At 70.5% G+C, this 22,854-nt stretch carries 9 protein-coding genes; 2 read left to right on the forward strand and 7 right to left on the reverse strand.

The window, feature by feature from the left end:
• Nucleotides 1–114: 114 nt before the first annotated feature.
• The 3 genes from BGP73_RS23240 to BGP73_RS21340 all read right to left on the reverse strand — a co-directional run bounded on the left by BGP73_RS23240 (nt 115) and on the right by BGP73_RS21340 (nt 1,766).
• Nucleotides 115–285: a hypothetical protein gene (locus BGP73_RS23240; protein WP_170837908.1), complete on the reverse strand. Its 171-nt coding sequence runs from the start codon at nt 283–285 to the stop codon at nt 115–117.
• A gap of 96 nt (nt 286–381) precedes the next feature.
• Entirely contained in the window at nt 382–1,407 is a 1,026-nt protein-coding gene (locus BGP73_RS21335) for a polyprenyl synthetase family protein (RefSeq protein ID WP_069817414.1), read from the reverse strand.
• Nucleotides 1,408–1,508: 101 nt separating this feature from the next.
• Nucleotides 1,509–1,766 (reverse strand): PqqD family peptide modification chaperone, encoded by a 258-nt coding sequence (locus BGP73_RS21340; RefSeq protein WP_069817416.1) that lies wholly within the window; start codon nt 1,764–1,766, stop codon nt 1,509–1,511.
• Nucleotides 1,767–2,197: 431 nt separating this feature from the next.
• On the opposite strand from BGP73_RS21340, the gene BGP73_RS21345 reads away from it, so the two are divergent.
• Both BGP73_RS21345 and BGP73_RS21350 read left to right on the forward strand, forming a co-directional pair.
• Entirely contained in the window at nt 2,198–4,375 is a 2,178-nt protein-coding gene (locus BGP73_RS21345; protein ID WP_069817418.1) for an MMPL family transporter, read from the forward strand.
• Between the two features lie 121 nt (nt 4,376–4,496).
• Nucleotides 4,497–5,045, forward strand: coding sequence for a hypothetical protein (locus tag BGP73_RS21350; RefSeq protein WP_069817420.1), 549 nt, complete (start codon nt 4,497–4,499; stop codon nt 5,043–5,045).
• Nucleotides 5,046–5,167: 122 nt separating this feature from the next.
• Here BGP73_RS21350 and BGP73_RS21355 read toward each other — a convergent pair whose 3' ends face one another.
• The 4 genes from BGP73_RS21355 to BGP73_RS21370 form a co-directional block, all read right to left on the reverse strand.
• A complete protein-coding gene (locus tag BGP73_RS21355; RefSeq protein ID WP_069817422.1) occupies nt 5,168–5,962 on the reverse strand; it encodes an ABC transporter permease in 795 nt (264 codons plus the stop codon).
• A complete protein-coding gene (locus BGP73_RS21360) occupies nt 5,959–6,981 on the reverse strand; it encodes an ATP-binding cassette domain-containing protein (RefSeq protein ID WP_069817424.1) in 1,023 nt (340 codons plus the stop codon). The genes BGP73_RS21355 and BGP73_RS21360 overlap by 4 nt, the downstream gene beginning before the upstream one ends.
• A 63-nt stretch (nt 6,982–7,044) precedes the next feature.
• Nucleotides 7,045–17,367 (reverse strand): non-ribosomal peptide synthetase, encoded by a 10,323-nt coding sequence (locus tag BGP73_RS21365; RefSeq protein WP_069817426.1) that lies wholly within the window; start codon nt 17,365–17,367, stop codon nt 7,045–7,047.
• The gene (locus BGP73_RS21370; RefSeq protein WP_280138221.1) at nt 17,364–22,847 is read right to left on the reverse strand and encodes a non-ribosomal peptide synthetase; all 5,484 of its coding nucleotides are present in this window, start codon (nt 22,845–22,847) and stop codon (nt 17,364–17,366) included. The genes BGP73_RS21365 and BGP73_RS21370 overlap by 4 nt, the downstream gene beginning before the upstream one ends.
• Nucleotides 22,848–22,854 lie beyond the last annotated feature (7 nt).

Genomic DNA, 22,854 nt, shown 5'->3' on the forward strand with positions numbered 1-22,854 from the left:
CACAGTCCTCATTCCACGGCCAGCCCACTGGGAGTGTCAGGGGTGCCGCAGCTTCCCCACAACGACGTGTGCAGCTAACTGCACGTGATCAGCGTGTGTTTGATGCGTGCTGTTTCAGCCGCAGCCGCCGGCGTGCCCCTCGTCGAATCCGGGCACCGCGGTGAGCGAGTCGATGTAGGCGGCCAGCAGGCTCGTCCAACGGTCGCACTCCAGCCCGCGCTCCGGGCTGTTCTCGTAGTGCTTCTCCATCTCAGCGATCATGTCCATCACCGAGTCACCGCTCATTTTCGCTCCTGACGTCGTTACTGCCAATTTCCGACCTGCCTTCCCGCTGCCCTCCGGGTCGGCGCTTCACTCCCGGGCCCGCGGCGTCCTGCCGGTTCATGCCGTTCGGGATGACACGAAGTCACACAGTGCGTCGAGAACTTTGACCGCCGGCAGCTGCGGCACCGCGCCCAGCGCGAGACGGGCCTGCGCCAACCGGTCGTTCATGATCGAACGCGCCTGCGGAACCGCCGGCGAGCACTGCAGCAACTCCAGCGCCCTGCGGTGCCGCTCGCCCTCCACCGCCCCGCCGCCGGCCAGCAGCCCGCGCAGCTCCGCGCCCTCCGGCCGGTCGTCGGTCCGGGCCAGCAGCACCGGGAGACTGGCCACACCGGCCGACAGGTCCCGGCCCTGGTCCTTGCCCGACTGCGCCTGCGGCGCCGTTATGTCCAGCAGGTCGTCGGATATCTGGAAGGCGATGCCCAGGTGCTCGCCGTACTCCGCGAGGGCCGAGCTGACCTCGGGGGGCGCGGCCGCCTGGATGGCGCCCAGCCGTATCGAGACGGAGATCAGCGCCGCGGTCTTCCCCGCGGTCACCGAGAAGTAGTAGGGCAGCCCGTCCTCGCCGGGCTGCGGGCCCAGGAGTTCCCGCAGTTGGCCCAGGATGAGGCGGTCGGATGCCTCCGCCTGGAGCCGCACGGTCTCCGCGCCCAGCCGGGCCGAAAGCCGCGCGGCACGGGCCAGCAGCCAGTCCCCCGCGAACACGGCGGTGGGCTGGCCCCAGCGGGCGTTGGCGCTGGGCACCCCGTGCCGGGTGAGCGCCTCGTCCATCACGTCGTCGTGGTAGAGGGAGGCGACGTGCACGAGTTCGGCCACCACGGCCGCCTCGTGGACGCCCTCGGCGTGGGTACCGAACTCGGCTCCCAGGAGCGCCAGCAGCGGTCGGAGCCGCTTCCCGCCCGCGGCCACGAGGTACCCGACCGCCTCGGCGACGTAGGGATCGGAGGCGTCTGCGACGCACTCCCGCAGCCGCTGCTCCGCGCGCTCGAGACTCCGGCTCAGCCGGGAGTCCAGCTCCCGGTCCTCGATGGACAGTTCGTTGAGCAGCCAGCGCGCACGCGCTGATGGGGACAGCGTGGACATGTCTCTTCCTTCTCCTTGTCCTCCGTCAGCGCGTCAGTGTGTCAGCCCGCCGACCCCACCGACGCCACCAGTGCCCTGGTCAACCCGCCGGTCCGTCCCGCTCACCCCTCGACCACCCCGACCGCGCGGAGGATCTCCAGCACCGTGCGGACGTCCTCGGCCGCCTGCTGCTCCGTCGTATCGCAGGAGTCGCGGATGTCGCGTGCGGCCTCCTCGACGCCGCCCCCGGCGAGCAGGGCGCGGGTGCCCTTGGCCGCCGAGGGACTGAGGTGCCAGAAGTCCCCGCTCTTCCGGTCGAGCAGGAGCCCGCCGTACTCGGTCTCGGTCAGCGCGAGACGCTCCTGGTCGCGCAGTTTCATGTCGTACTCCTGGTCATGGGACGGGGACCGGCCCTTTCAACCGCTGCCGGGAAACGCGAAATCTGGGGGTGTCCCAGCCCGGCGTGTTTTCTCGTCACTGGGCCACGGGACAGCCCTTGGAGAAGCAGGTGCAGGAGAATTTCGCACGCATGGACATTCAGGGAATGGGACGTTGGCGACCGTTCCAGTACGACCTTTTGGAGCACAAGCCTCCTGGCAACTTGGTGCCAGCGCCTGGCACCTACCGGAAGCGCCCCGCGCCTTCTCCGCCGTACGGAGGAGAGCCCTTCTCCACCATGAGTATGAGGGCACCTGTCCTCCGGGTCGATTTCCGGATTCCAGATTGCTGTCTCAATTGGCGTTCCCCTACCGTGACGGAGCTGTCTCACGGTCCGGTGCCGGCAGCGCGGAAATCATCTTGAAGGAGCTTCATGTTCGGCAGGATTGGGCGCTTCTCAGTCGGGAGGCCCTGGCTGACTATCGCCGCCTGGGTCATCGCGGCCATAGCGCTGGTCACCCTCGCACCCCAGATGAAGGCGACCAACGACGAAGTCGAGTTCCTTCCGTCCCACTACGAATCCGTACAGGTCGGAAAAATCCAGGAGCGCTCGTTCCCGCAGCGCGAACAGCCGGCGGCCATCGCGGTGTTCCAACGCGCGGACGGCGGCAAGCTGACGGCCGACGACCGGCAGGACGTGCTGGAGGTCGCGGCCGGCCTGCAGGCCAAGAAGCACGACAAGATCAAGAAGGTGGAGAGCAGCCCGGCGGCCGTCTCCCCCAACGGGAAGATCGCCCTGGCGAACGTGGTCGCCACGGTCGAGGACCCCTACGACGAGAAGCTCGCCGAGTCGATCAAGGATCTCCGCAGCGACGCCGCCGAGCTGCTGAAGGACACCGATCTCAAGATGGGCGTCACCGGCGCGGCGGCCAGCGCGGTCGACGCGGCCGAGTCCTCCGGCGACACCGACGCCATGATCATGATGGCCACGCTGGTCCTGATCATCACGCTGCTCGCGGTGATCTTCCGCAGCCCGCTGATCGCCCTGCTGCCCGTCCTGATCATCTCGGTGGTCTTCGCGGTGGCCAACAGCCTCATCGCCACCGCCGCCGAGCTGGCGGGTCTGCAGGCCGACAGCTCGATCTCGGCCATCCTGATCGTGGTGCTGTTCGGTGTCGGCACCGACTACATCCTGTTCCTGCTCTTCCGCTACCGGGAGAACCTGCGGACCGGGCAGCCCGCCAAGGCCGCGCTCTCGGACGCCGTCGCCAGGGTGGGCGAGACCATCGCCTCGGCGGCCGGCGCGGTGATCGCCGCCTTCCTCGCGCTGCTGCTCTCCTCCATGGGCATGCTGCGCTCCATGGGCCCCTCGCTGGCCATCGCGGTCGGCGTCACCCTGATCGCCGCCCTCACCCTGGTGCCGGCCGTCTTCTCGCTGCTGGGCACCAAGGCCTTCTGGCCGTCGAAGGCCTGGCAGCGGCAGCCGAAGAACGCCATGGCCGGCCGGGTCGGCGCGCTCTCCGCCCGCCGGCCCCGTACCGTGGCGGCGCTCTCGGGTGGGCTGCTGATCGTCCTCGCCGCCGGTGTGCTGGGCTTCAAGGCAGAGTTCGACACCGACAGTTCGCTGCCGCAGGACCTGGAGTCCGTGGTGGCGATGAAGGACCTCCAGCGCGGTTTCTCCGCCGGGCAGACCGACCCGACCATGGTGTACCTGAAGTCGAAGGACGGCTCCAAGCTCGACCAGGCCGAACTGGCCGAGTACGAGGGCGTGCTGAAGAAGATCGACGGGGTCGACCAGGTCTCGCCGCCGATGGCGAGCGAGAAGGGCGACGTCGCGCAGTACAACGTCATCCTGAAGTACCGGCCCACCGAGGACAGGGCCATCGAGCTGGTCTCCGGCGACCTGCGGGACACCGCCCACCAGGCCGCTCCCGCAGGCTCCGAGGCCCTGGTCGGCGGCACCACCGCGGTCCTGGCCGACATCGAGACCGCCGTCAACCACGACTACAAGATGGTGTTCCCCGCCGCCGGGCTGGCCATCATGGTCATCCTCGCCCTGCTGCTGCGCAGCGTGATCGCCCCGATCTACCTGATGCTGTCGGTGGCGCTCGGCTTCGGTGCCACGCTCGGCAGCACGGTCTGGCTGTTCCAGGACATCCAGGGCAAGAACGGCCTGCTGTTCACCCTCCCGGTGATCGTCTACCTCTTCGTGGTGGCGATCGGCACGGACTACAACATCCTCGTGGTGGCCAGGCTCCGGGAGGAGATCCGGGACGGGAAGTCGCCGAAGGAGGCCGTCCGGCTGGCGGTCACCCACTCCGCGCCGACCATCGGAGCCGCCGCGATCATCCTCGCCGGGACCTTCGGGGTGCTCATGCTGGCCAGCAACTCCATGCTCCAGCAGATGGGCTTCGCGGTGGCGTTCGGCATCCTGCTCACCGCATTCGTCATGGCGATGCTGCTGGTGCCCACGCTGACCTCGCTGATCGGCAACCGGGCCTGGTGGCCGGGTAACCGCAACCAGCCCCCGGCGGTCCCGCCGGCCGGCCAGGACGGCTACCAGCAGCCCGGCTCGTACCAGCCGAGGACGGACCAGCACGCGTCGGCCTGACGCAGCGAGCGGTTGAACGCGGAACGGGGGAGGGTGGCAGACACCCTCCCCCGTTTTGACGGATAATCCCCCACTGACTCGGAACCCATTCGACCAACGCGACGGAACGGCACCTGAAGTTATGACCACTCAGCTCAACACCGGTATCGGCAACCAAGCACCCACCGGAGAGACGCCGCCGCCGCGCTGGGCACGGATCACCGCGCACCTGGCGGTCCTGGTGACCCTGCCGGCCGGTCTGTGGCGGATCGCCATGGGCATCGGCATCCCCGTCGGCTACAGCGACGAGGTGCTGAGGTCGGTCTACGACGTGCCGGGGGCGGGGACGTTCGCCAACATCGGGATCAGCGTCTGCCAGGAGTGCGTCGCCCTGCTCACCCTGGGGCTGGTGTCGCGCTGGGGCGAGGTGGTGCCGCGCTGGATCCCGTTCCTGGGCGGCAAGCGGGTCCACCCGCTGGCCGGCACCATCCCGGCGGCGCTCGGTGCGGCCGCCCTCACCGTGATCGCCCTCAGCCAGCTGCTGCTCTGGGACAGCGTCACCGACAGCGCCCTCCAGGGCACCGGGCGGACCGTCATGGGCTGGTGCTACCTGCCGCTGATCCTCTGGGGGCCGCTGCTCGGGCTCGTCACGATCTCCTACTACCGCCGGCGCCGCGGCGCCCTGGGCTGACCCGCTCGGCTCGCCCGGAGCACGACAGACGTCGAACCCGGCCCCCTCTCGTAGGGGGCCGGGTTCGACGTCTGTAGGGGTTCTCGTCCGTCCGGCGCCCCGGAGGACGCCGAAGGCCGTGCTCAGCGCGAGGCGGCGGCCTTCTGGTAGGCGCGGCCGGCCAGCGGGATCACCAGGAGCAGGAGCCCGCCGGTCACCGCAAGCGCCATCGGGACGGGGTGCGACCCGGGGAAGGAGTCGGTGCTCATGCCGGTCTCGTTGCCGAACAGCTGCCGGCAGGCGGAGACGACCGAACTCACCGGGTTCCACTCGGCGATGACCCGCAGCCAGCCGGGCAGGCCGTCGAGCGGCACGAAGGCGTTGGAGAGGAAGGCCAGCGGCATCATGATGACGCCGGAGAGCGCGGTGACGGCCTCCGGGTTCCGCAGCACCAGGCCGATCAGCGCACCGAGCCAGGACATCGCGAAGCCCAGCATCAGCAGCAGGGCGAAGCCCGCGAGCGTCTTCAGGATGCCGTTGTGGGCGCGCCAGCCGATGAAGTAGCCGACGATCGCCATCACCGCGCTGGTCCAGGCGACCAGTACGGCGTCGGAGACCGTACGGCCGATCAGCACGCTCGACCGGCTGATCGGAAGCGAGCGGAACCGGTCCACCAGGCCGTTGTTGAGGTCGTTGACCACACCGACGGCGGTGGTGGAGATGTTGCTCAGCATCACCTGCACGAAGATGCCCGCCATGATGTATTCCTGGTAGCCGCCCTCGCCGGGGACCTCCATGGCGCTGCCGAAGATGTAGCCGAAGACGACGACGAAGGCCACCGGCATGATGGTGATGCCGAGCAGCTGCTCCGGCATCCGGCGGATGTGTCGCATGTGACGGCCCACGAGGGCCAGGGAGTCACTGATCGCCTCGGTCATACCGCGGCCTCCTGCTTCCGCTCTCCGGTCGACGGCCCGCCGGTCGCCGCGCCGCTGTCGTTGCTTCCGTCCTCGTCGCCGCCCGCGGTCTTGCCGGTGAGGGCGAGGAAGACGTCGTCCATGGAGGAGCGGCGGACCGCGAAGTCCTCGGGCTCCACGCCCGCGGCGGCCAGTTCGCCGGAGACCCCGGCGATCGCCTTGATCCCGCCGCCCAGCGGCACCGAGACGGTCCGGTTCTCCTCGTCCACCTTGGGCGCCTCGAAGGACACCCCGCACAGCACCCGCACCACGGTGGCGAGGTCGGCGGGCGAGCTGACGGAGACCTCCAGGCGGTCACCGCCGACCCGGCGCTTCAGCTCGTCCGGGGTGCCGTCGGCGATGACCTTGCCGGTGTCGATGACGGCGACCCGGTCCGCCAACTGGTCGGCCTCCTCCAGGTACTGGGTGGTGAGGAGTACCGTCACGCCCTCGTTCACCTGCTCCCGGATCATGTCCCAGAGCGCGAGTCGGCTGGTGAGGTCCAGGCCGGTGGTGGGCTCGTCGAGGAAGATCACCGGAGGGCTGGCCACCAGGCTCGCCGCCAGGTCCAGACGCCGGCGCATACCGCCGGAGTAGGTCTTGGCCGGCCGGTCTGCCGCCGCGGTGAGGGAGAACTTCTCCAGCAGCTCGTTCGCCCGCTGCTTGGCCCGGCGCCGGCCCTGGTGCAGCAGAACGCTGATGAGCTGGAGGTTCTCCCGGCCGGTGAGCCGCTCGTCGACGGCCGCGTACTGACCGGTGAGACCGATGTTCCGGCGCACCTCGCGGGGCTGCTTGAGTACGTCGTAGCCGGCCACCCGGGCGTAGCCCTGGTCGGGTGAGAGGAGGGTCGTGAGGATGCGCACGGTGGTCGTCTTGCCCGCACCGTTCGGTCCCAGCACGCCGAGGACGGTACCCGCCGGCACGGCGAGGTTGACCCCGCTCAGCGCCTGGTAATCGCCATAGCGCTTGCAGATCCCCTCTGCATATATCGCTTCTTGCATTCCTGCACACTCCAAGGATGATGGCTGAGCCGCAGCCGGATCAGGATAGGGCCGAATCCGGTCTCATTCCCGCTCCGTCAGCTTCGAGTAAATGGTCCTGGCAATCTCAGCGGCTGGCTCCGGCTGCAGGAGATGCCCGTGGTGCGCGGCGACGGTGCGGGTGGTGATCGCACCGCCGACGTACGGCTCCCAGGAATTCACCGAGTCAGCGACCTTCGCCTCGGCGGTTTCCGGGTCGAGGGTGGAGACGAAGAGCAGCAGGTCGCCGCTGAACTTCTCCGGCCGGAATTCGGCACCGAGTTGGTGGTTGTTGACACCGACCTTCACGGACGCGGCGATGTGATGCTCCTCCAGAGTGGCCAGCACGCTGTCCCGGCTCCGGATGATCCGCATCGTCTCGGCGTAGTCGAGCGGTTCGTCGCCGAGTGTGGAGATGTCGTAGCCGATGAAGTCGAGCAGTGTACCGAGTACGTCGCTCTCGGTCGGAACCACGTAGTCGTCGTCCCAACTCGCGTCGTACGGCGGCTGGTCGAGGTTGACCAGCAGCCCCACCTCGTCACCGGCCGCCTCCAGCTGGGTGGCGATCTCATGGGCGACGAGCCCGCCGAAGGACCAGCCGACGAGGTGGTACGGGCCGGAGGGCTGGACGGTGCGCATCTGCTCGATGTAGTCGGTGGCCATCTCCCGGACGCTGGTGGCGATCGGTTCGTCGCCGCCCTCGAGCCCCCTCGCCTGGAGGCCGTAGACCGGGTACTCGGGGCCGAGGTGCTTGAGGAACACGGAGTACGGCCAGCTCAGGCCACCGGCGCCGTGCACACAGAACACCGCGGGCCGCTCGCCGTTGGCACGCAGCGGCAGCAGCACCTCGAAGCCGTCGGAGCCGTCGCCGGAGTCGAGCTTCTCGGAGAGTTCGGCGACCGTCGGGGTCTCGAAGATGCCGCGGTTGCTCAGCTGCACGCCGAGGACCATCCGGATCTTGCTGACCAACTGGATCGAGGTGATGCTGTCGCCGCCGAGTTCGAAGAAGCTGTCATCGATACCGACCCGCTCCACACCAAGCGTCTCCGCGAACAACCCACACAGGATCTCCTCCTGCGTCGACCGCGGAGCCCGACTCCCCACCGACGAACCGAACTCGGGAACCGGCAACGCCCGCCGATCCAACTTCCCGTTCGCCGTCACCGGCAAAGCATCCAACACCACGAACGCCGCCGGAACCATATAGTCCGGCAACACCCCCGCCACATGCCCCCGCAACCCACCAACATCAACACCACCAGCAGCATCAGCAGCAACCACATACGCCACCAACCGCTTGTCCCCCGGACGATCCTCCCGCACCACAACAGCCACCTGGCCAACACCCACGTGCTGCGCCAACACGGCCTCGATCTCACCCAACTCGATCCGGAAACCCCGGACCTTCACCTGATCATCAACCCGACCCACATACTCCAACCGACCATCCGCAGCCCACCGCACCACATCACCCGTGCGATACAACCGCTCCCCCGGACCACCGAACGGATGCGCCACAAACCGCTCCGCCGACAACCCCGGCCGATTCACATACCCCCGAGCCAAACCACAACCAGACACATACAACTCACCAGCCACACCCGGCACCACCGGACGCAACCACTCATCCAGCACGAACACCCGCGTGTTCACCACCGGACCACCAATCGACGGCGCCACCCCATCAGCCACCAACGGCCCACTCATCGTCGCGCACACCGTCGACTCCGACGGACCATAAGCGTTCACCATCAACCGACCCGGAGCCCAACGCCCCACCAACTCAGCCGAACACGCCTCACCCGCCGTCACCAACACCATGCCCTCAGGCAACCCAGCACCCCCCATCGCCGCCAACACCACCGGCGGCAACGTCGCATGCGTCACCCCGAACCCCGACAACGTCGAAGCCAACACCTCACCAGCAGCCAACCGCTCCGCCGACGACACCACCAACGCCGCACCCGACAACAACCCCATGGCCACTTCCCACATCGAGGCGTCGAAGCTGGGGGAGGCGAACTGCAGCACCCGCGAACCAGGACCGACCCCGAAGGCCTCGGTCTGGGCCGCCGCCATGGAGGCGATTCCGGAGTGGGTCACCAGCACGCCCTTGGGCCGGCCGGTGGAACCCGAGGTGTAGATGACGTAGGCGGCGTCCGCCAGAGAGACCGGAGCGGGGCGCTCCGCCGTCTCTTCAGCGCCCGTGGCGGTGTCCACCAGCAGCCGGTCCACTCCCTCGGCCTCGGGCAGGCCGGCGGCGAGCTCGTCGGTGGTCAGCAGCAGCGCGGGGCTGGAGTCGCCCAGGATGTAGCTGATCCGGTCGGCCGGGTAGGCCGGATCGACCGGCACGTACGCCGCACCGGCCTTCATCACGGCGAGCAGCGCGACCACCAGGTCGACGGAGCGGGGCAGGGCGACCGCCACGCACTGGCCGCGCTCGACGCCCCGCTCGGTGAGCAGTCGCGCCAGGCCGTTCGCCCGGCGGTCGAGCTGGCCGTAGCTCAGCTCGCCGCCGTCGTGGAGCAGGGCGGTGGCGGACGGGTCGCGGTCGACCCAGTTCTCGAAGAGTTCGGGGAAGGTCCGCTGCGGCACCTCGGCCGCGGTGGCGTTCCACTCCCCCAGCACCCGCTCCCGCTCACCCGGGCCGAACACCTCGACCCCACCGACCCGCACATCCGGATCAGCGGCGACCGCCTCCAGGAACCGCACCAGACGATCCGCGATCCCCTCCACCGTCGACCGGTCGAACAGATCCACCGCGAACTCGACACTGCCGTCCAGACCAGCCGCCGCACCATCGGCCGCGAACACCTCCCCCACCTGGAAGGAGAGGTCGAACTTGGCGGCGTCCAGCCCGACGTTCTGCGGGCCCACGCGGACCCCGTCGAGGTCGAGGCCGGCCTCGCTGTTGTTCTGGAAGGCGAGCATCACCTGGAAGAGCGGGTGCCGGGCCAGCGACCGCGCCGGACTCAACACCTCCACCAACCGCTCGAACGGCACGTCCTGATGCGCGTACGCCGCCAGATCCGTCTCCCGAACCCGACCCAGCAACTCCCGGAAGGAAGGGTCACCGGAGACATCCGTCCGCAGCACCAGGGTGTTCACGAAGAACCCGACCAGGTCCTCCAACGCCTCATCCGTACGACCGGCGATCACACTCCCCACCGGCACGTCCACCCCGGCACCCAACCGCGTCAACAACGCCGCCACCGCCGCCTGAACCACCATGAACATACTGCTGCCGGTGGTACGGGCCAGCTCGGCCAGGCCCTGGTGGGCCTCGGCGGGCAGGGCGAACGGCACGGTGTCGCCGCGGTAGCTCATCCGCGCCGGGCGCGGCCGGTCGGCGGGGAGCGGCAGCTCCTCCGGCACGCCCTCCAGCGCGGTGCGCCAGTACTCCAGCTGACGGGCGAGTTCGCTGTCCGGCTCGCTCTCCTCGCCGAGCACCTCCCGCTGCCAGAGGGTGTAGTCGGCGTACTGCACCGGCAGCGGCGTCCACTCCGGAGCGGCGCCCGCCGCTCGCGCCCGGTAGGCCTCGCTGAGGTCCCGGCCCAGCGGCGCCAGCGACCAGCCGTCACCTGCGATGTGGTGCATCACGATGAGCAGGACGTACTCGTTCGCGCCCAGCTCGAACAGGTCGGCGCGGAGCGGCGGCTGCTCCGCCAGGTCGAAGCCGCGCTGGGCGGCCTCGGCGAGCACCTCGTCCAGCCGGTCCGGCTCGACCGGGGTCACCGGCAGCTCCGGGCAGGCTTCGTCGGTGTCCAGCACCAGCTGCCGCGGCTGGCTCTCGGCCATGGGGAAGACCGTCCGCAGGCTCTCGTGGCGCTCCACCACGTCGTGCAGCGCGGCCCGTAGTGCGGCGGTGTCCAGTTCGCCGGACAACCGCACCGCGAGCGGGAGGTTGTAGGTGGCGTTGGCTCCCTCGAACCGGTTGAGGAACCACAGCCGTCGCTGGGCCGCCGACAGCGGCACCACCTCCGGCCGGTCCATCCGGGTCAGCGCCTGCCGTGCGTCGGCGGCATCGCCCAGCAGCTCGGCGAGCCCCTCGACGGTCGGCGTCTCGAAGAGCACCCGGACGGCCAGTTCCACGCCGAGCACCGACCTGATCCGGCTCACCAGCCGGGTGGCGAGCAGCGAGTGCCCGCCGAGCTCGAAGAAGCTCTCGTCGATGCCGACCTTCTCCAGCCCGAGCACCTCGGCGAACAGCCCGCAGAGCTGGGCCTCCTGCCGGTTGCGCGGCGCCCGGCCGGTGGACCGGCCGCCCAGGTCGGGGGCGGGCAGGGCCTTCTTGTCGAGCTTCCCGTTGGCGGTCAGCGGCAGGGTGTCCAGCATGACGAAGGCCGCCGGCAGCATGTAGTCCGGCAGGGAGCCGGCCAGGTGCGCCCGCAGCTCGTTCGCCTCCGGCGCGGTGGCATCCGGCGCGCACACCGCGTAGGCGACCAGCTGCTGGACGCCCTGGCGGTCCTCGCGGGCGAGGACCGCGACCTGGGCCAGGGCCGGGTGGGTCGCCAGGGCCGACTCGATCTCACCCAGTTCGATCCGGAAACCGCGGACCTTCACCTGGTCGTCGGCGCGGCCCAGGTACTCCAGCTGGCCGTCGGCGGTCCACCGCACCACGTCGCCGGTGCGGTACATCCGGCTGCCGTACGGCCCGTAGGGGTCGGCCACGAACCGCTCGGCGGTCTGCCCGGGGCGTTTGACGTACCCCCGGGCCAGGCAGGCACCGGCCAGGTACAGCTCGCCCGCCACACCGGGGGCGACCGGCCGCAACCGACCGTCGAGCACGTAGGCGCGGGTGTTCACCAGCGGCCGGCCTACCAGCGGCCGGTCGGAGTCGGCCATGGAGGCGCTCAGGGCGTCGACCGTGCACTCGGTGGGACCGTAGAGGTTGAGGCCGGTCAGGCCGGGAACGGCCCGCAGTTCGGCCAGCAGCGACTCGCCCAGCGCCTCACCGCCCAGCTGGACGATCCGCGGCCGGTGCCCCTCCTCATCGAGCACACCGGCCTCCGCCAGTTGCTGGAAGTGCGAGGGCGTGGTGTCGACGATGTCGATGGCGCTGCCGTCGACGTACTCGGCCAGAGCCAGGGCGTCCAGCCGGGTCTCGTCCTCGATGAGGTGCAGCTCGTGTCCGGCGACCATCCACAGCAGCGGGTCCCAGGACGCGTCGAAGGTCATGGCGGCGACCAACGCCACCCGGAACCGGGCGTCCTCGCCGGCGGCCGCCAACTCGGGCCGGTAGCGGTGGTCGAAGTGGTTGTGGAAGAGGTTGACCAGGCTGCGGTGCTCGACCGCCACGCCCTTGGGGCGGCCGGTCGAGCCGGAGGTGTAGATCACGTAGGCGGGGTTGGCCGGCCGCAGCGGCGCGCTGCGCTCGGCGTCCGTCAGGTCACCGGAGGGCAGGTGCCGGGCGGCCTCGTTCATCTCCTCGCCGTCGGAGAGGAGCACCACCGGCCGGCAGTCGCCGAGCATGTACTCCCGGCGGTCCTCCGGCTGGTCCGGGTCGAGCGGCACGTAGGCGGCTCCGGTCTTCAGCACGGCCAGCAGCGCCACGATCAGGTCCGCCGACCGGGGCAGCAGCAGCGCCACGGTCTGCTCGGGGGCCGCGCCGCGGCGGATCAGCAGCCGGGCCAGCCGGTTCGCCCGGGCGTTCAACTCGCCGAAGGAGAGCCGTTCCTCGCCGCAGACCAGGGCGGTCGCGTCGGGGGTCCGCGCGGCCTGCCGCTCGAAGATCTCGATGACCGTGTCCGGCCGGGTGACCGGGCCGTTCCAGTCCATCAGGATCTGCTGACGTTCCTGCGGGGAGAGCACCTCGGCCGCGCCGATGGGCTGCTCCGGGTCGGCGGTGACCGCTTCGAGGAAGCGGACCAGCCGGGTGGCCAGTTGTTCGGCGGTCTCGGGGTCGAAGAGGTCGGTGGCGTACTCGATACCGCCTTCGATGCCGTTCGGGGTGCCGTCCTCGGTGAACCGCTCCCCCAGGGCGAAGGCGAGGTCGAAGTTGGCCGAGCTGAGGCCGACGGTCTGTCCGACGGCGGTCACTCCGGGCAGGTCGAGTTCGGCGGCGGCGTTGTTCTGGAAGGACAGCATCACCTGGAACAGCGGGTGCCGCGCCAGCGAGCGGACCGGGTTGAGCGCCTCCACCAGGCTCTCGAACGGCACGTCCTGATGCGCGTACGCCGCCAGGTCAGCTTCCCGAACCCGCTCCACCAACTCACGGAAGCTCGGATCACCCGAGACATCCGTCCGCAGCACCAGGGTGTTCACGAAGAACCCGACCAGCTCGTCCAGCGCCTCGTCGGTACGACCCGCGATCGGCGAACCGATCGGAATGTCATCCCCCGCGCCCAACCGGCTCAACAACGCCGCCAGACCGGCCTGCACCACCATGAACACACTCGCCCGGCACTCCCGGGCCAAGGCCGCCAACCGCTTGTGGGTCTGCGCCGAAAGCTCCAGATCCACCGTCGAACCGCGGTAACTCATCTCCGCCGGCCGCGGCCGATCCACCGGAAGCACCAACTCCTCCGGCAGCCCCGCCAACTCCGAACGCCAGAACTCCACCTGGCGGCCCATGGGGCTGCTGGGATCGCCTTCGGCTCCCAGCACCTCCTGCTGCCAGAGGGTGTAGTCGGCGTACTGCACCGGGAGCGGTTCCCAGCCCGGAGCGCGCCCCTCGGAGCGGGCCACGTACGCCTCGCCGAGATCGCGGGCCATCGGGGCCATCGACCAACCGTCGCTCGCGATGTGGTGCACCACCACCAACAGCACGTGGTCGTCGGGGGCCACGGTGAACAGCCGAGCCCGCAGCGGCGGCTCGGTTCCCAGGTCGAAGCCCTCCCCGGCGGCCTCCGCCAGCGCGGCCTCCAGCCCGTCCGCACCGACCTGCACCACCGGCAGGCCCGGACGGGCCTCGTCCATCGTCAGCACCTGCTGCCGCGGGCGGCCGTCCACATCCGGGAAGACCGTCCGCAGACTCTCGTGCCGCTCCACCACATCGCCCAGCGCAGCCTCCAGCGCCGTGATGTCCAGCGTGCCGGTCAACCGGACCGCGAGCGGGAGGTTGTAGGTGCCGCTCCGCTCCTCGAACCGGCCCAGGAACCACAACCGCCGCTGCGCCGGCGACAACGGGATCTCCGCCGGCCGCTCCATCCGCGCCAACGCCCGACGGCCGGTGTCCTCCTCGCCGCCGACCAGTACGGCCAGCCCGGCGACGGTGGGGGTCTCGAAGAGGGTGCGGACGGGGAGTTCCACGTCGAACTCGGTGCGCACCCGGCTCACCAGCCGGGTCGCCAGCAGCGAGTGCCCGCCCAGCGCGAAGAAGCTGTCGTCGATACCGACGGCCGCGCTCTCCTCGCCCTCGGCCGGGGCCAGCCCCAACACCTCGGCGAAGAGCCCGCACAGCCGCCGCTCGGTGTCGTTGCGCGGCTGCCGCCCGCCGCTGTCCGCGCCTTCGGGGGCGGGCAGCGCCCGGCGGTCCAACTTGCCGTTGGGCAGCAGGGGGAAGGCGTCGAGGAGGACGAACGCCGACGGGACCATGTAGTCCGGCAGGCTGTCGTCGACCTGGGCACGCAGTTCGTCGTCCGAGGGCGCGGGGCGGCCGGCGGCCGGCACGACGTAGCCGACCAGTTGCCGGATGCCCGGCCGGTCCTCCCGGGCGACGACCGCCACCTGGCCGACGCCGGGGTGGCCGGCGAGCGCGGTCTCGATCTCACCCAGCTCGATCCGGAAACCGCGCACCTTCACCTGGTGGTCGCTGCGGCCCAGGTACTCCAACTGGCCGTCGGCGGTCCACCGCACGATGTCGCCGGTACGGTACATCCGGCTGCCGGCCGGACCGTGCGGATCGGCCACGAACCGCTCGGCGGTCATTTCCGGGCGGTTCAGGTAGCCGCGGGCCAACGGGGCGCCGGCCAGGTACAGCTCGCCCGGTACGCCGGGGGGCACCTGCCGCAGCTGCGGGTCCAGCACGAGGACGCGGCCGTTGTGGACGGGGCCGCCGATGGAGGCGCGGGCCGGCCAGTCGGCCGGGTTGCCGGGCAGGGTGCAACCGGTCACCACATGGCTCTCGGTGGGACCGTAGTGGTTGTGCAGCCGCCGGCCGGGCACCCGGCCGCAGAAGTCGCGGATGTGCTTGTTCAGCACCAGCGCCTCGCCGGCCTGCGCGAGATGCCGGAGCGCCGGCAGGTCGAGGCCCTGCTCCTCGGCGGCCTCGCAGACGGCGTCGATGACGAGGTTCGGGGCGTACAGCTCGTTGATCTGGTGCTGGTCCAGCCACCGGGCGAACCGGGCGGCGTCCCGCCGGATGTCCTCGGGGGGTATGACGAGTTCCCGGCCGGACAGCAGGCTGGCGAGGATCTCCTGGGCGGAGACGTCGAAGCTGATGGCGGTGAACTGGGCGGTGCGGGTGCCCGGACCGCCGGGCAGCGCCTCCTCGTGCCAGGCGATCAGGTTGACCAGCGGGCCGCCGGGCATCGTGACGCCCTTGGGGCGCCCGGTGGAGCCGGAGGTGTAGATGACGTAGGCGGGGCTCGTCGGCAGCAGCGGCGCGGTGCGCTCGGCGTCCGTCGGGTCCGTCTCCTGGCGGGTCAGCAGTTCGGCCGCGGTCGCCGGGTCGTCCAGGACCAGCCGCGGCGGGTCGCCGGCCTCGGCCGCCGGCAGTCCCCCGGCGACCTCTCCGTTGGTGAGGACGAGCGTCGGCCGGGCATCGGAGAGCATGTAGGCAATGCGGTCGGCCGGGTAGCTGGGGTCGACCGGCAGGTAGGCGGCGCCGGTCTTGAGAACCGCCCACAGCGCGGTGATCATCTCGGCCGAGCGGGGCAGCGCCAGCGCGATGGTCCGCTCCGGCCCGGCGCCGCGCTCGATCAGCAGGTGGGCGAGCCGGTTGGCGCGGGCGTTCAGCTCCGCGTACGTCAGCTCGGTGCCCTCGTGCCGGACGGCCGGCGAGTACGGGGTCCGCTCGACCTGCTGCTGGAAGAGCTCCGGCAGGGTGGCCTGCGGGACGCCCGCCCACTCCGTGGCGTTCCACTTCTCCAGCACCCGGGTGTCCTCGGGCGGCAGCGGCAGAGCGATCTGCCCCACCGGCTTCCGGGCGAAGTCCTCGACGTCGGCCAGCAGTCCGAGGAGGCAGTCGCCGACGGCCTCGACCCGGCTCCGGTCGAAGAGGTCGGGGCGGTAGCTGAGTTCCAGCATCACCGAGGCGCCGACGTTCACCATCAGGCTGAGCGGGTAGTGGGTGCCCTCGTGGCTGTGCCCGTCCACGATGCCCAGGCCGCCGGCGGAGCGCTGGAGGTTCTCGGCGTCGACCGGGTAGTTCTCGAAGACCAGCAGGGTGTCGAACAGCTCACCGGTGACCGGTGTCATCCGCTGGAGGTCCGGAAGCCCCAGGTACTGGTGGTCCATCAGCCCGGCCTGCTGGTCCTGCACCCGCTCCAGCAGGGCGGCGAAGCTCTCGGCCGGGTCCAGCCGGACCCGGACGGGCAGGGTGTTGATGAACAGCCCCACCATCGTCTGGATGCCCGGGATCTCCGGCGGACGGCCGGAGACCGTGCCACCGAAGACGACGTCGTCCCGGCCGGTCAGCCGGCCGATGACCATCGCCCAGGCCGCCTGCAGCACGGTGTTCGGGGTCACCCCGTGCGTCCGGGCCCACCGCACCAGCCCGGCCGTCACCTCGTCGGACAGCTCCAGCCGCAGGCTCTCCGGTTCGACGGTGGTGCGCGGCGCGTCCGGACCGGCGAGCAGGGTCGGCTCCTCCAGACCGCCGAGCACCTCCCGCCAGGCGCCCTCGGCGACCGCCCGGTCCTGGCCGGCCAACCAGACCAGGTACTCCCGGTACGGAGTGACCGACGGCAGCGCCGACTCGTCGCCCTGCCGGCCGTACAGCTGGAAGAACTCGCCGATGAGCAGCGCCCGGGACCAGCCGTCCAACAGGATGTGGTGGTTGGTGAACAGGAAGCGGTAGCGGTCGCCGCCCAGCCGGAACAGGGTGAAGCGGACCAGCGGCGGCCGGGCCAGGTCGAACCGGCGCGCCCGGTCCTCGTCGATGAGCCGGTCGGCCTCCGCCCCCCGGTCGGCCTCCGGGAGTTCGGTCAGGTCGACCTCCGCCCAGGGCAGTTCGACCTCGCGCGCGATGAGCTGCACGGGTTCGCCGTTCTTGCGGTACCGGAAGCCGGCCCGCAGGTTGGCGTGGCGTCGCAGGATCGCCGCGGCCGCCGCGCGCAGCGCGGCCACGTCCAGCGCGCCTTCGATCTCGAAGACGAACTGCATGGTGTAGACGTCGTGCGTCTGCCCGTCGAACTGCGTGTGGAACATCAGTCCCTGTTGCAGCGGGGACAGGGTCAGAACGTCCTCGAGCCGTGACTTCTTCATGTCGCCTCTCCGCTCAAAAGCCCTAGCTCGTCTTCGAACTCATCGATCTCGTCCTGGCCCAGCTCGACGAGCGGGGCCGCACCGGCGCGCGGTGACTCGAGCATGTCACTGCCGGCATCCGGGTTCTCGGCGTAGGTGACCACGGCCTTCAGGGCCCGGAACCAGCCCTCGGCCAGCGCCCGCACCTCCTCTTCGGCGAAGAGGGCACCCGGCCAGGACCAGGTGGCCACCAGGCGGGGGCCGTCCGGGTGGACCTGGGTGAGCGCGTTCATCTCCAGGGCGTGCGCCATGGGCATCTCGGGGTCGCTGCCCCCGAGGCCACCGGTGTCGCCCGCGGTGTCGGCGGCGGCCTCCTCGGGTGCGCCGCTGGCCTCGAACCGGCCCAGGTAGTTGAAGCCGATCTGCGGGGCCGGCAGTCCGGCCAGCTCCGGCTTGGTCTCCGGGTTGAGGTAGCGCAGCAGACCGTAGCCGACCCCGTTGTCGGGCAGCGCGTCCAACTGCTCCCGGACGGCCCGCAGGGCCCGCCCGACGGCCGGACCACCGGACCAGACGTCCTCCCACTCCAGGGACGAGACGGCCGGGTCCAGCCGCACCGGGTAGAGGCTGGTGAACCAACCGACCGTGCGGGAGATGTCCGCGCCGGGCACCACGTCCTCGCGGCCGTGGCCCTCGAGGTCCACCAGCACCCCGCGGGACGCGTCCGCGCCCCGGCGGCGGCGCCAGTCCGCGACCGCTAGCGAGAAAGCGGTGAGGAGCACCTCGTTGACCCCGGTGCGGAAGACCGCGGCGGACTTCGTCAGCAGCGGACCGGTCCACTCGGGCGGCAGGGTCATGGTGATCTGCCGCGCGGTGCGGAAGAGGTCCTGGGCGGGGTCGAGGGCGCGCGCGCCGAGCGGCGGTTCGGCGGGGACGTCGAGCATCTTCGTCCACACCGGCAGCTCGGCGAGCCGCTCCGGCGCCGTCGCCTCCCGGGCCAGCCCCTGCGCCCACTGCCGGAAGGAGGTCCACACCGGCTCCAGCGCAGGCTCCCGACCGCTGGCCACCGCCTCGTAGGCGGCGGTCAGGTCGGGCATCAGGATCCGCCAGGACACCCCGTCCACCACCAGGTGGTGGACGATCAGCAGCAGCTGACCGGGGGCGGTGGGGCCGCCGTCGAACCAGACGACCTGGACCATCACGCCGTCGCCGGGCGCCAGCCGGTTCTGGGCCAGCTGCGCCTGGCTGGTCAGCGTGGCGTGGAGCTCCGCACCGGCCAGCCCGGTGACGTCCACCCGGCGGATGAGCTGCTCGGCGTCGAGCGCCCCCTTCGGCGGGATCCGGAGTATCCACTCGCCGCCGACCCGGTCCAACCGCATCCGCAGCGCGTCGTGGTGGTCGATCACGGCCTGGATGATCTTCGTCAGCTGGGCCGGTTCCAGACCGCCCGGCACCGGGGCGACGATCGACTGGTTGAAGCCGTCGATCGGGCCGTCGACGCCGCGCAGCCAGTGGATGATCGGCGTGAGCGGCAGGGCGCCCACGGCGGGGTCGCTGCTGCCGGCGGCCGGTGCGGCCTCGGCCGGAGTCTCCTCCTCCGGCAGCGCGGCGGCCAGCGCCTCCACCGTCTTGTGCTGGAAGACCTCCCGCGGGGTCAGCACCAGGCCGACCTGGCGGGCCCGGTTGACCAGCTGGATCGAGACGATGCTGTCGCCGCCCAGGGCGAAGAAGTTGTCGTCGACGCTCACCTGCTCCAGGCCCAGCACCTCGGCGAAGAGCCGGCAGAGCAGCTCCTCGCGCGGGGTCCGGGGCGCCTGACCGGTGGACAGCAGGCTGAAGTCCGGGGCGGGCAGCGCCTTGCGGTCCAACTTGCCGTTGGGGGTCAACGGCAGCGCGTCGAGTGTCACGAACGCCGCGGGGACCATGTACTCCGGCAGCACCTCGGCGACGTGCTCGCGCAGGTCGGAGGAGGCGGCGGGCCCGCCCTCGGCGGGCACCACGTAGCCGGCGAGCCGCTTCACGCCCGGCTGGTCCTCGCGGACCACCACGGCGGCCTGGGCCACCAGCGGATGCTGGACGAGCACGGTCTCGATCTCACCGAGCTCGATCCGGAAGCCTCGGACCTTCACCTGGAAGTCGGTGCGGCCCAGGTACTCCAACCGTCCGTCGGCGCGCCAGCGGACCACGTCACCGGTGCGGTACATCCGGCTTCCCGGCCTGCCGTACGGGTCGGCGGTGAACCGCTCGGCGCTGAGGCCGGGCCGGCCCAGGTAACCGCGGGCCAGCCCCTCACCGGCGATGTACAGCTCGCCGGGGACCCCGGGGGCCACCGGGCGCAGCGCGCCGTCGAGCACGTACACCAGGGTGTTGAGGATCGGCTCGCCGATCGGCGGGGTGCCGGGCGTGCCGTCGAGCACGGCGGCGGTGGACCAGATGGTGGTCTCCGTCGGCCCGTACACGTTGGTGACCTCGGAGCCGACCTCGGTCATCTCCGCGGCCAGGCCCGGCGGCACCGCCTCGCCGCCGATGAGCATCCGCATTCCGCGGAGCGCCTCGTGGCCGTGGCTGAGCAGCGCCTGCCAGTGCGAGGGGGTGGCCTGGAGCACCGTGCCGCCGTGCCGGGTGACCAGCTCGGACAGGAGCGCCGGGTCGTGCACGCTCTCCGGGTCGGCGAGGACGATGCCGGCTCCGGCGAGCAGCGGCAGGTACAGCTCCAGCGCCGCGATGTCGAAGGAGACGGTGGTGACGGCGATCAGCCGGTCCTGCCGACCCATCGGCAGCCTCGCGGCCATGGCGGCGAGGAAGTTGTCCAGGCCTGCGCGCGGCACCATCACGCCCTTGGGGCGGCCGGTGGAACCGGAGGTGTAGATCGCGTACGCGGTGGAGGCCCCGACGGCCTCCGCTCCGACGGCCCGCGCGGCCGCGGGGTTGCCGGTCGGCTGGGCGGACAGCTCCCGCTCGGTCGCCGGGGCGTCCAGCAGCAGCGCCTCGGTGCCCGTCCGGGGCAGCGCCTCGGCGGTCTCGGAGGTGGTCAGCAGCAGCCAGGGTGCCGCGTCCTCGAGTACGTACCCCAACCGCTCAGCCGGGTGCTCCGGGTCCAGCGGTATGTACGCGGCACCGGACTTCAACACGGCCAGCAGCGCCACGAGCAGGTCGGGCGTGCGCGGCAGGGCCACCGCGACGTACCGATCGGCGGCGGCGCCGCGCTCGATCAGCAGGTGGGCGAGCCGGTTGGCGCGGGCGTTCAGCTCCGCGTAGCTCAGGCTCTCCTCGCCGCAGATCAGCGCGGTGGCGTCGGCGGACTCCACCGCCTGCCGCTCGAAGAGCTCGGTGAACGGCTCCAGTCCGGGCTCCTCGGCGACCGTGCCGCACCAGTCGGTGAGCACCCGCCGCTCGTCGGCCGGGGAGAGCAGCCGCAGCCGGCCGACCGGCTCCGCGGTGTGCGACTCGGTGTTCTCCAGCAGCCGGAGCAGGCAGTCGCCGAGGGCGTCCACCCTGGCCCGGTCGAAGAGGTCCGGGCGGTAGGCGAGGTCCAGTCCCAGAGCGCTGCCCAGGCTGACCGTGAGGCTCAGCGGGTAGTGGGTGCCCTCGTGGTTCCGGCCGTCGACGATGCCCAGTCCGCCGGCCGTGGAGCGCAGGTCGGCCGCGTCCACCGGGTAGTTCTCGAAGATGACCAGCGAGTCGAACAGCTCGCTCTGGCCGGCGCTCTTCTGGATCTCGTTGAGGCCGAGGTGCTGGTGGTCCATGAGTTCGGCCTGCTGCGTCTGGATGCGCGCGAGCAGTTCGCCGAGGCTCTCGGCCGGGTCCAGCCGGACCCGGACCGGCAGGGTGTTGATGAACAGCCCCACCATCGACTCGATGCCCGGGATCTCCGGCGGACGGCCGGAGACCGTCGCTCCGAAGACCACGTCGTCGCGGCCGGTGAGCTGACCGATCACCAGCGCCCAGGCGGCCTGGACGACGGTGTTGACGGTCACGCCCCGGCTGCGCGCCCAGCGCGAGAGCGCCTGGGTCAGTTCCTCGGGCAGCTCCAGCCGGACCCGCTCCGGTGCCACCGGCTCCCTGGTCGGGTCCGGTACGGCGAGCAGGGTCGGCTCGTCCAGTCCGGCGAGCGACTGCTGCCAGGCGGTCTCGGCGGCGGTGCGGTCCTGCTCACCCAGCCAGGCCAGGTACTCCCGGTACGGGGTGACCTTGGGCATGCCGGTGTCGTCACCGTGCTCCCGGTAGAGCGCGAACAGCTCGCCCAGCAGCACCGGCATCGACCAGCCGTCGAGCAGGATGTGGTGGTGGCTGACGGCGAACCGGTAGCGGTCCGGCCCCAGCTCGATCAGTGCGAACCGCATCAGCGGCGGCTGGGTGAGGTCGAACCGGCGGGTTCGTTCCTCGTCGAGCAGACGCTCCAGCTCGCGGTCCCGCTCCTCGGCCGGCAGCCCGCTCAGGTCCGCGTCGGTCCAGGGCAGCCCGACCTCGGCCGGTATCACCTGCACCGGTTCGTCGAGGTCCTGGTGCCAGAAGCCGGCGCGCAGGTTGTCGTGGCGCGCGAGGAGGGTGCGCACCGCTGCCTGGAGCGCCGCGCGGTCCGTGGGACCTTCGATCTCGAAGTCCAGCTGCACGGTGTAGACGTCCGAGGCTTCCTCGTCGTAGACCGCGTGGAACAGCAGCCCCTGCTGCAGCGGCGACAGCGGAAGTACGTCCACCAGGTTCGGCTGGCCCGCGGCGAGACGGTCGATCTGCGGCTGGCTGAGGTTGACCAGCGGGAGGTCGGACGGCGTGTAGCCACCCGCCTCAGGATCCTCACTATGCGTCACCAAAGCCTTCAAAGCCCGGAACCAGCCCTCAGCCAACTCCCGAACCTCAACCTCAGTGAACAACTCCTCAGGCCAGGACCAACCAGCCACCAACCGAGGACCATCCACATGATCCTGAGTAACCGCGTTCACATCCAACGCATGATGCAACCGCATACCCGGATCACGCCCATCACCCAGATCGACGTCACTCCGCACAGCCCAATCAGCGACAGCCCCATCACCAGAACCATCCGCCGCATCAAACCGGCCCAAATAATTGAACCCGACCTGCGGAACAGCCCCGCCAGCCAAAACCCCAGCCGTCTCCGGATTCAAATACCGCAACAAACCAAACCCAAGACCACGATCAGGCAACGAATGCAACTGCTCCTTCACAGCCTTCAACGCCCGACCAGCAGCCGGCCCCCCAGCCCAAACCTCATCCCACTCTGACTCGACAACACCCACATCAAGCCGAACCGGGAACATACTCGTAAACCAACCAACCGTCCGAGAAAGATCAACCCCCTCAACAAACTCCTCACGACCATGACCCTCCAGATCAACCAACACCCCAGAGGACCCCACACCACCCCGACGACGCCGCCAATCAGCAACCGCCAAAGCAAAACCAGTCAACAAAACATCATTGACCCCCGCATGAAAAGCAGCCGGAACCCGCGTCAACAACGCATCCGTCCACTCAGCATCCAAAGTCAAC

The organism is Streptomyces sp. TP-A0874, assembly GCF_001748085.1.
Taxonomy (GTDB): domain Bacteria; phylum Actinomycetota; class Actinomycetes; order Streptomycetales; family Streptomycetaceae; genus Streptomyces.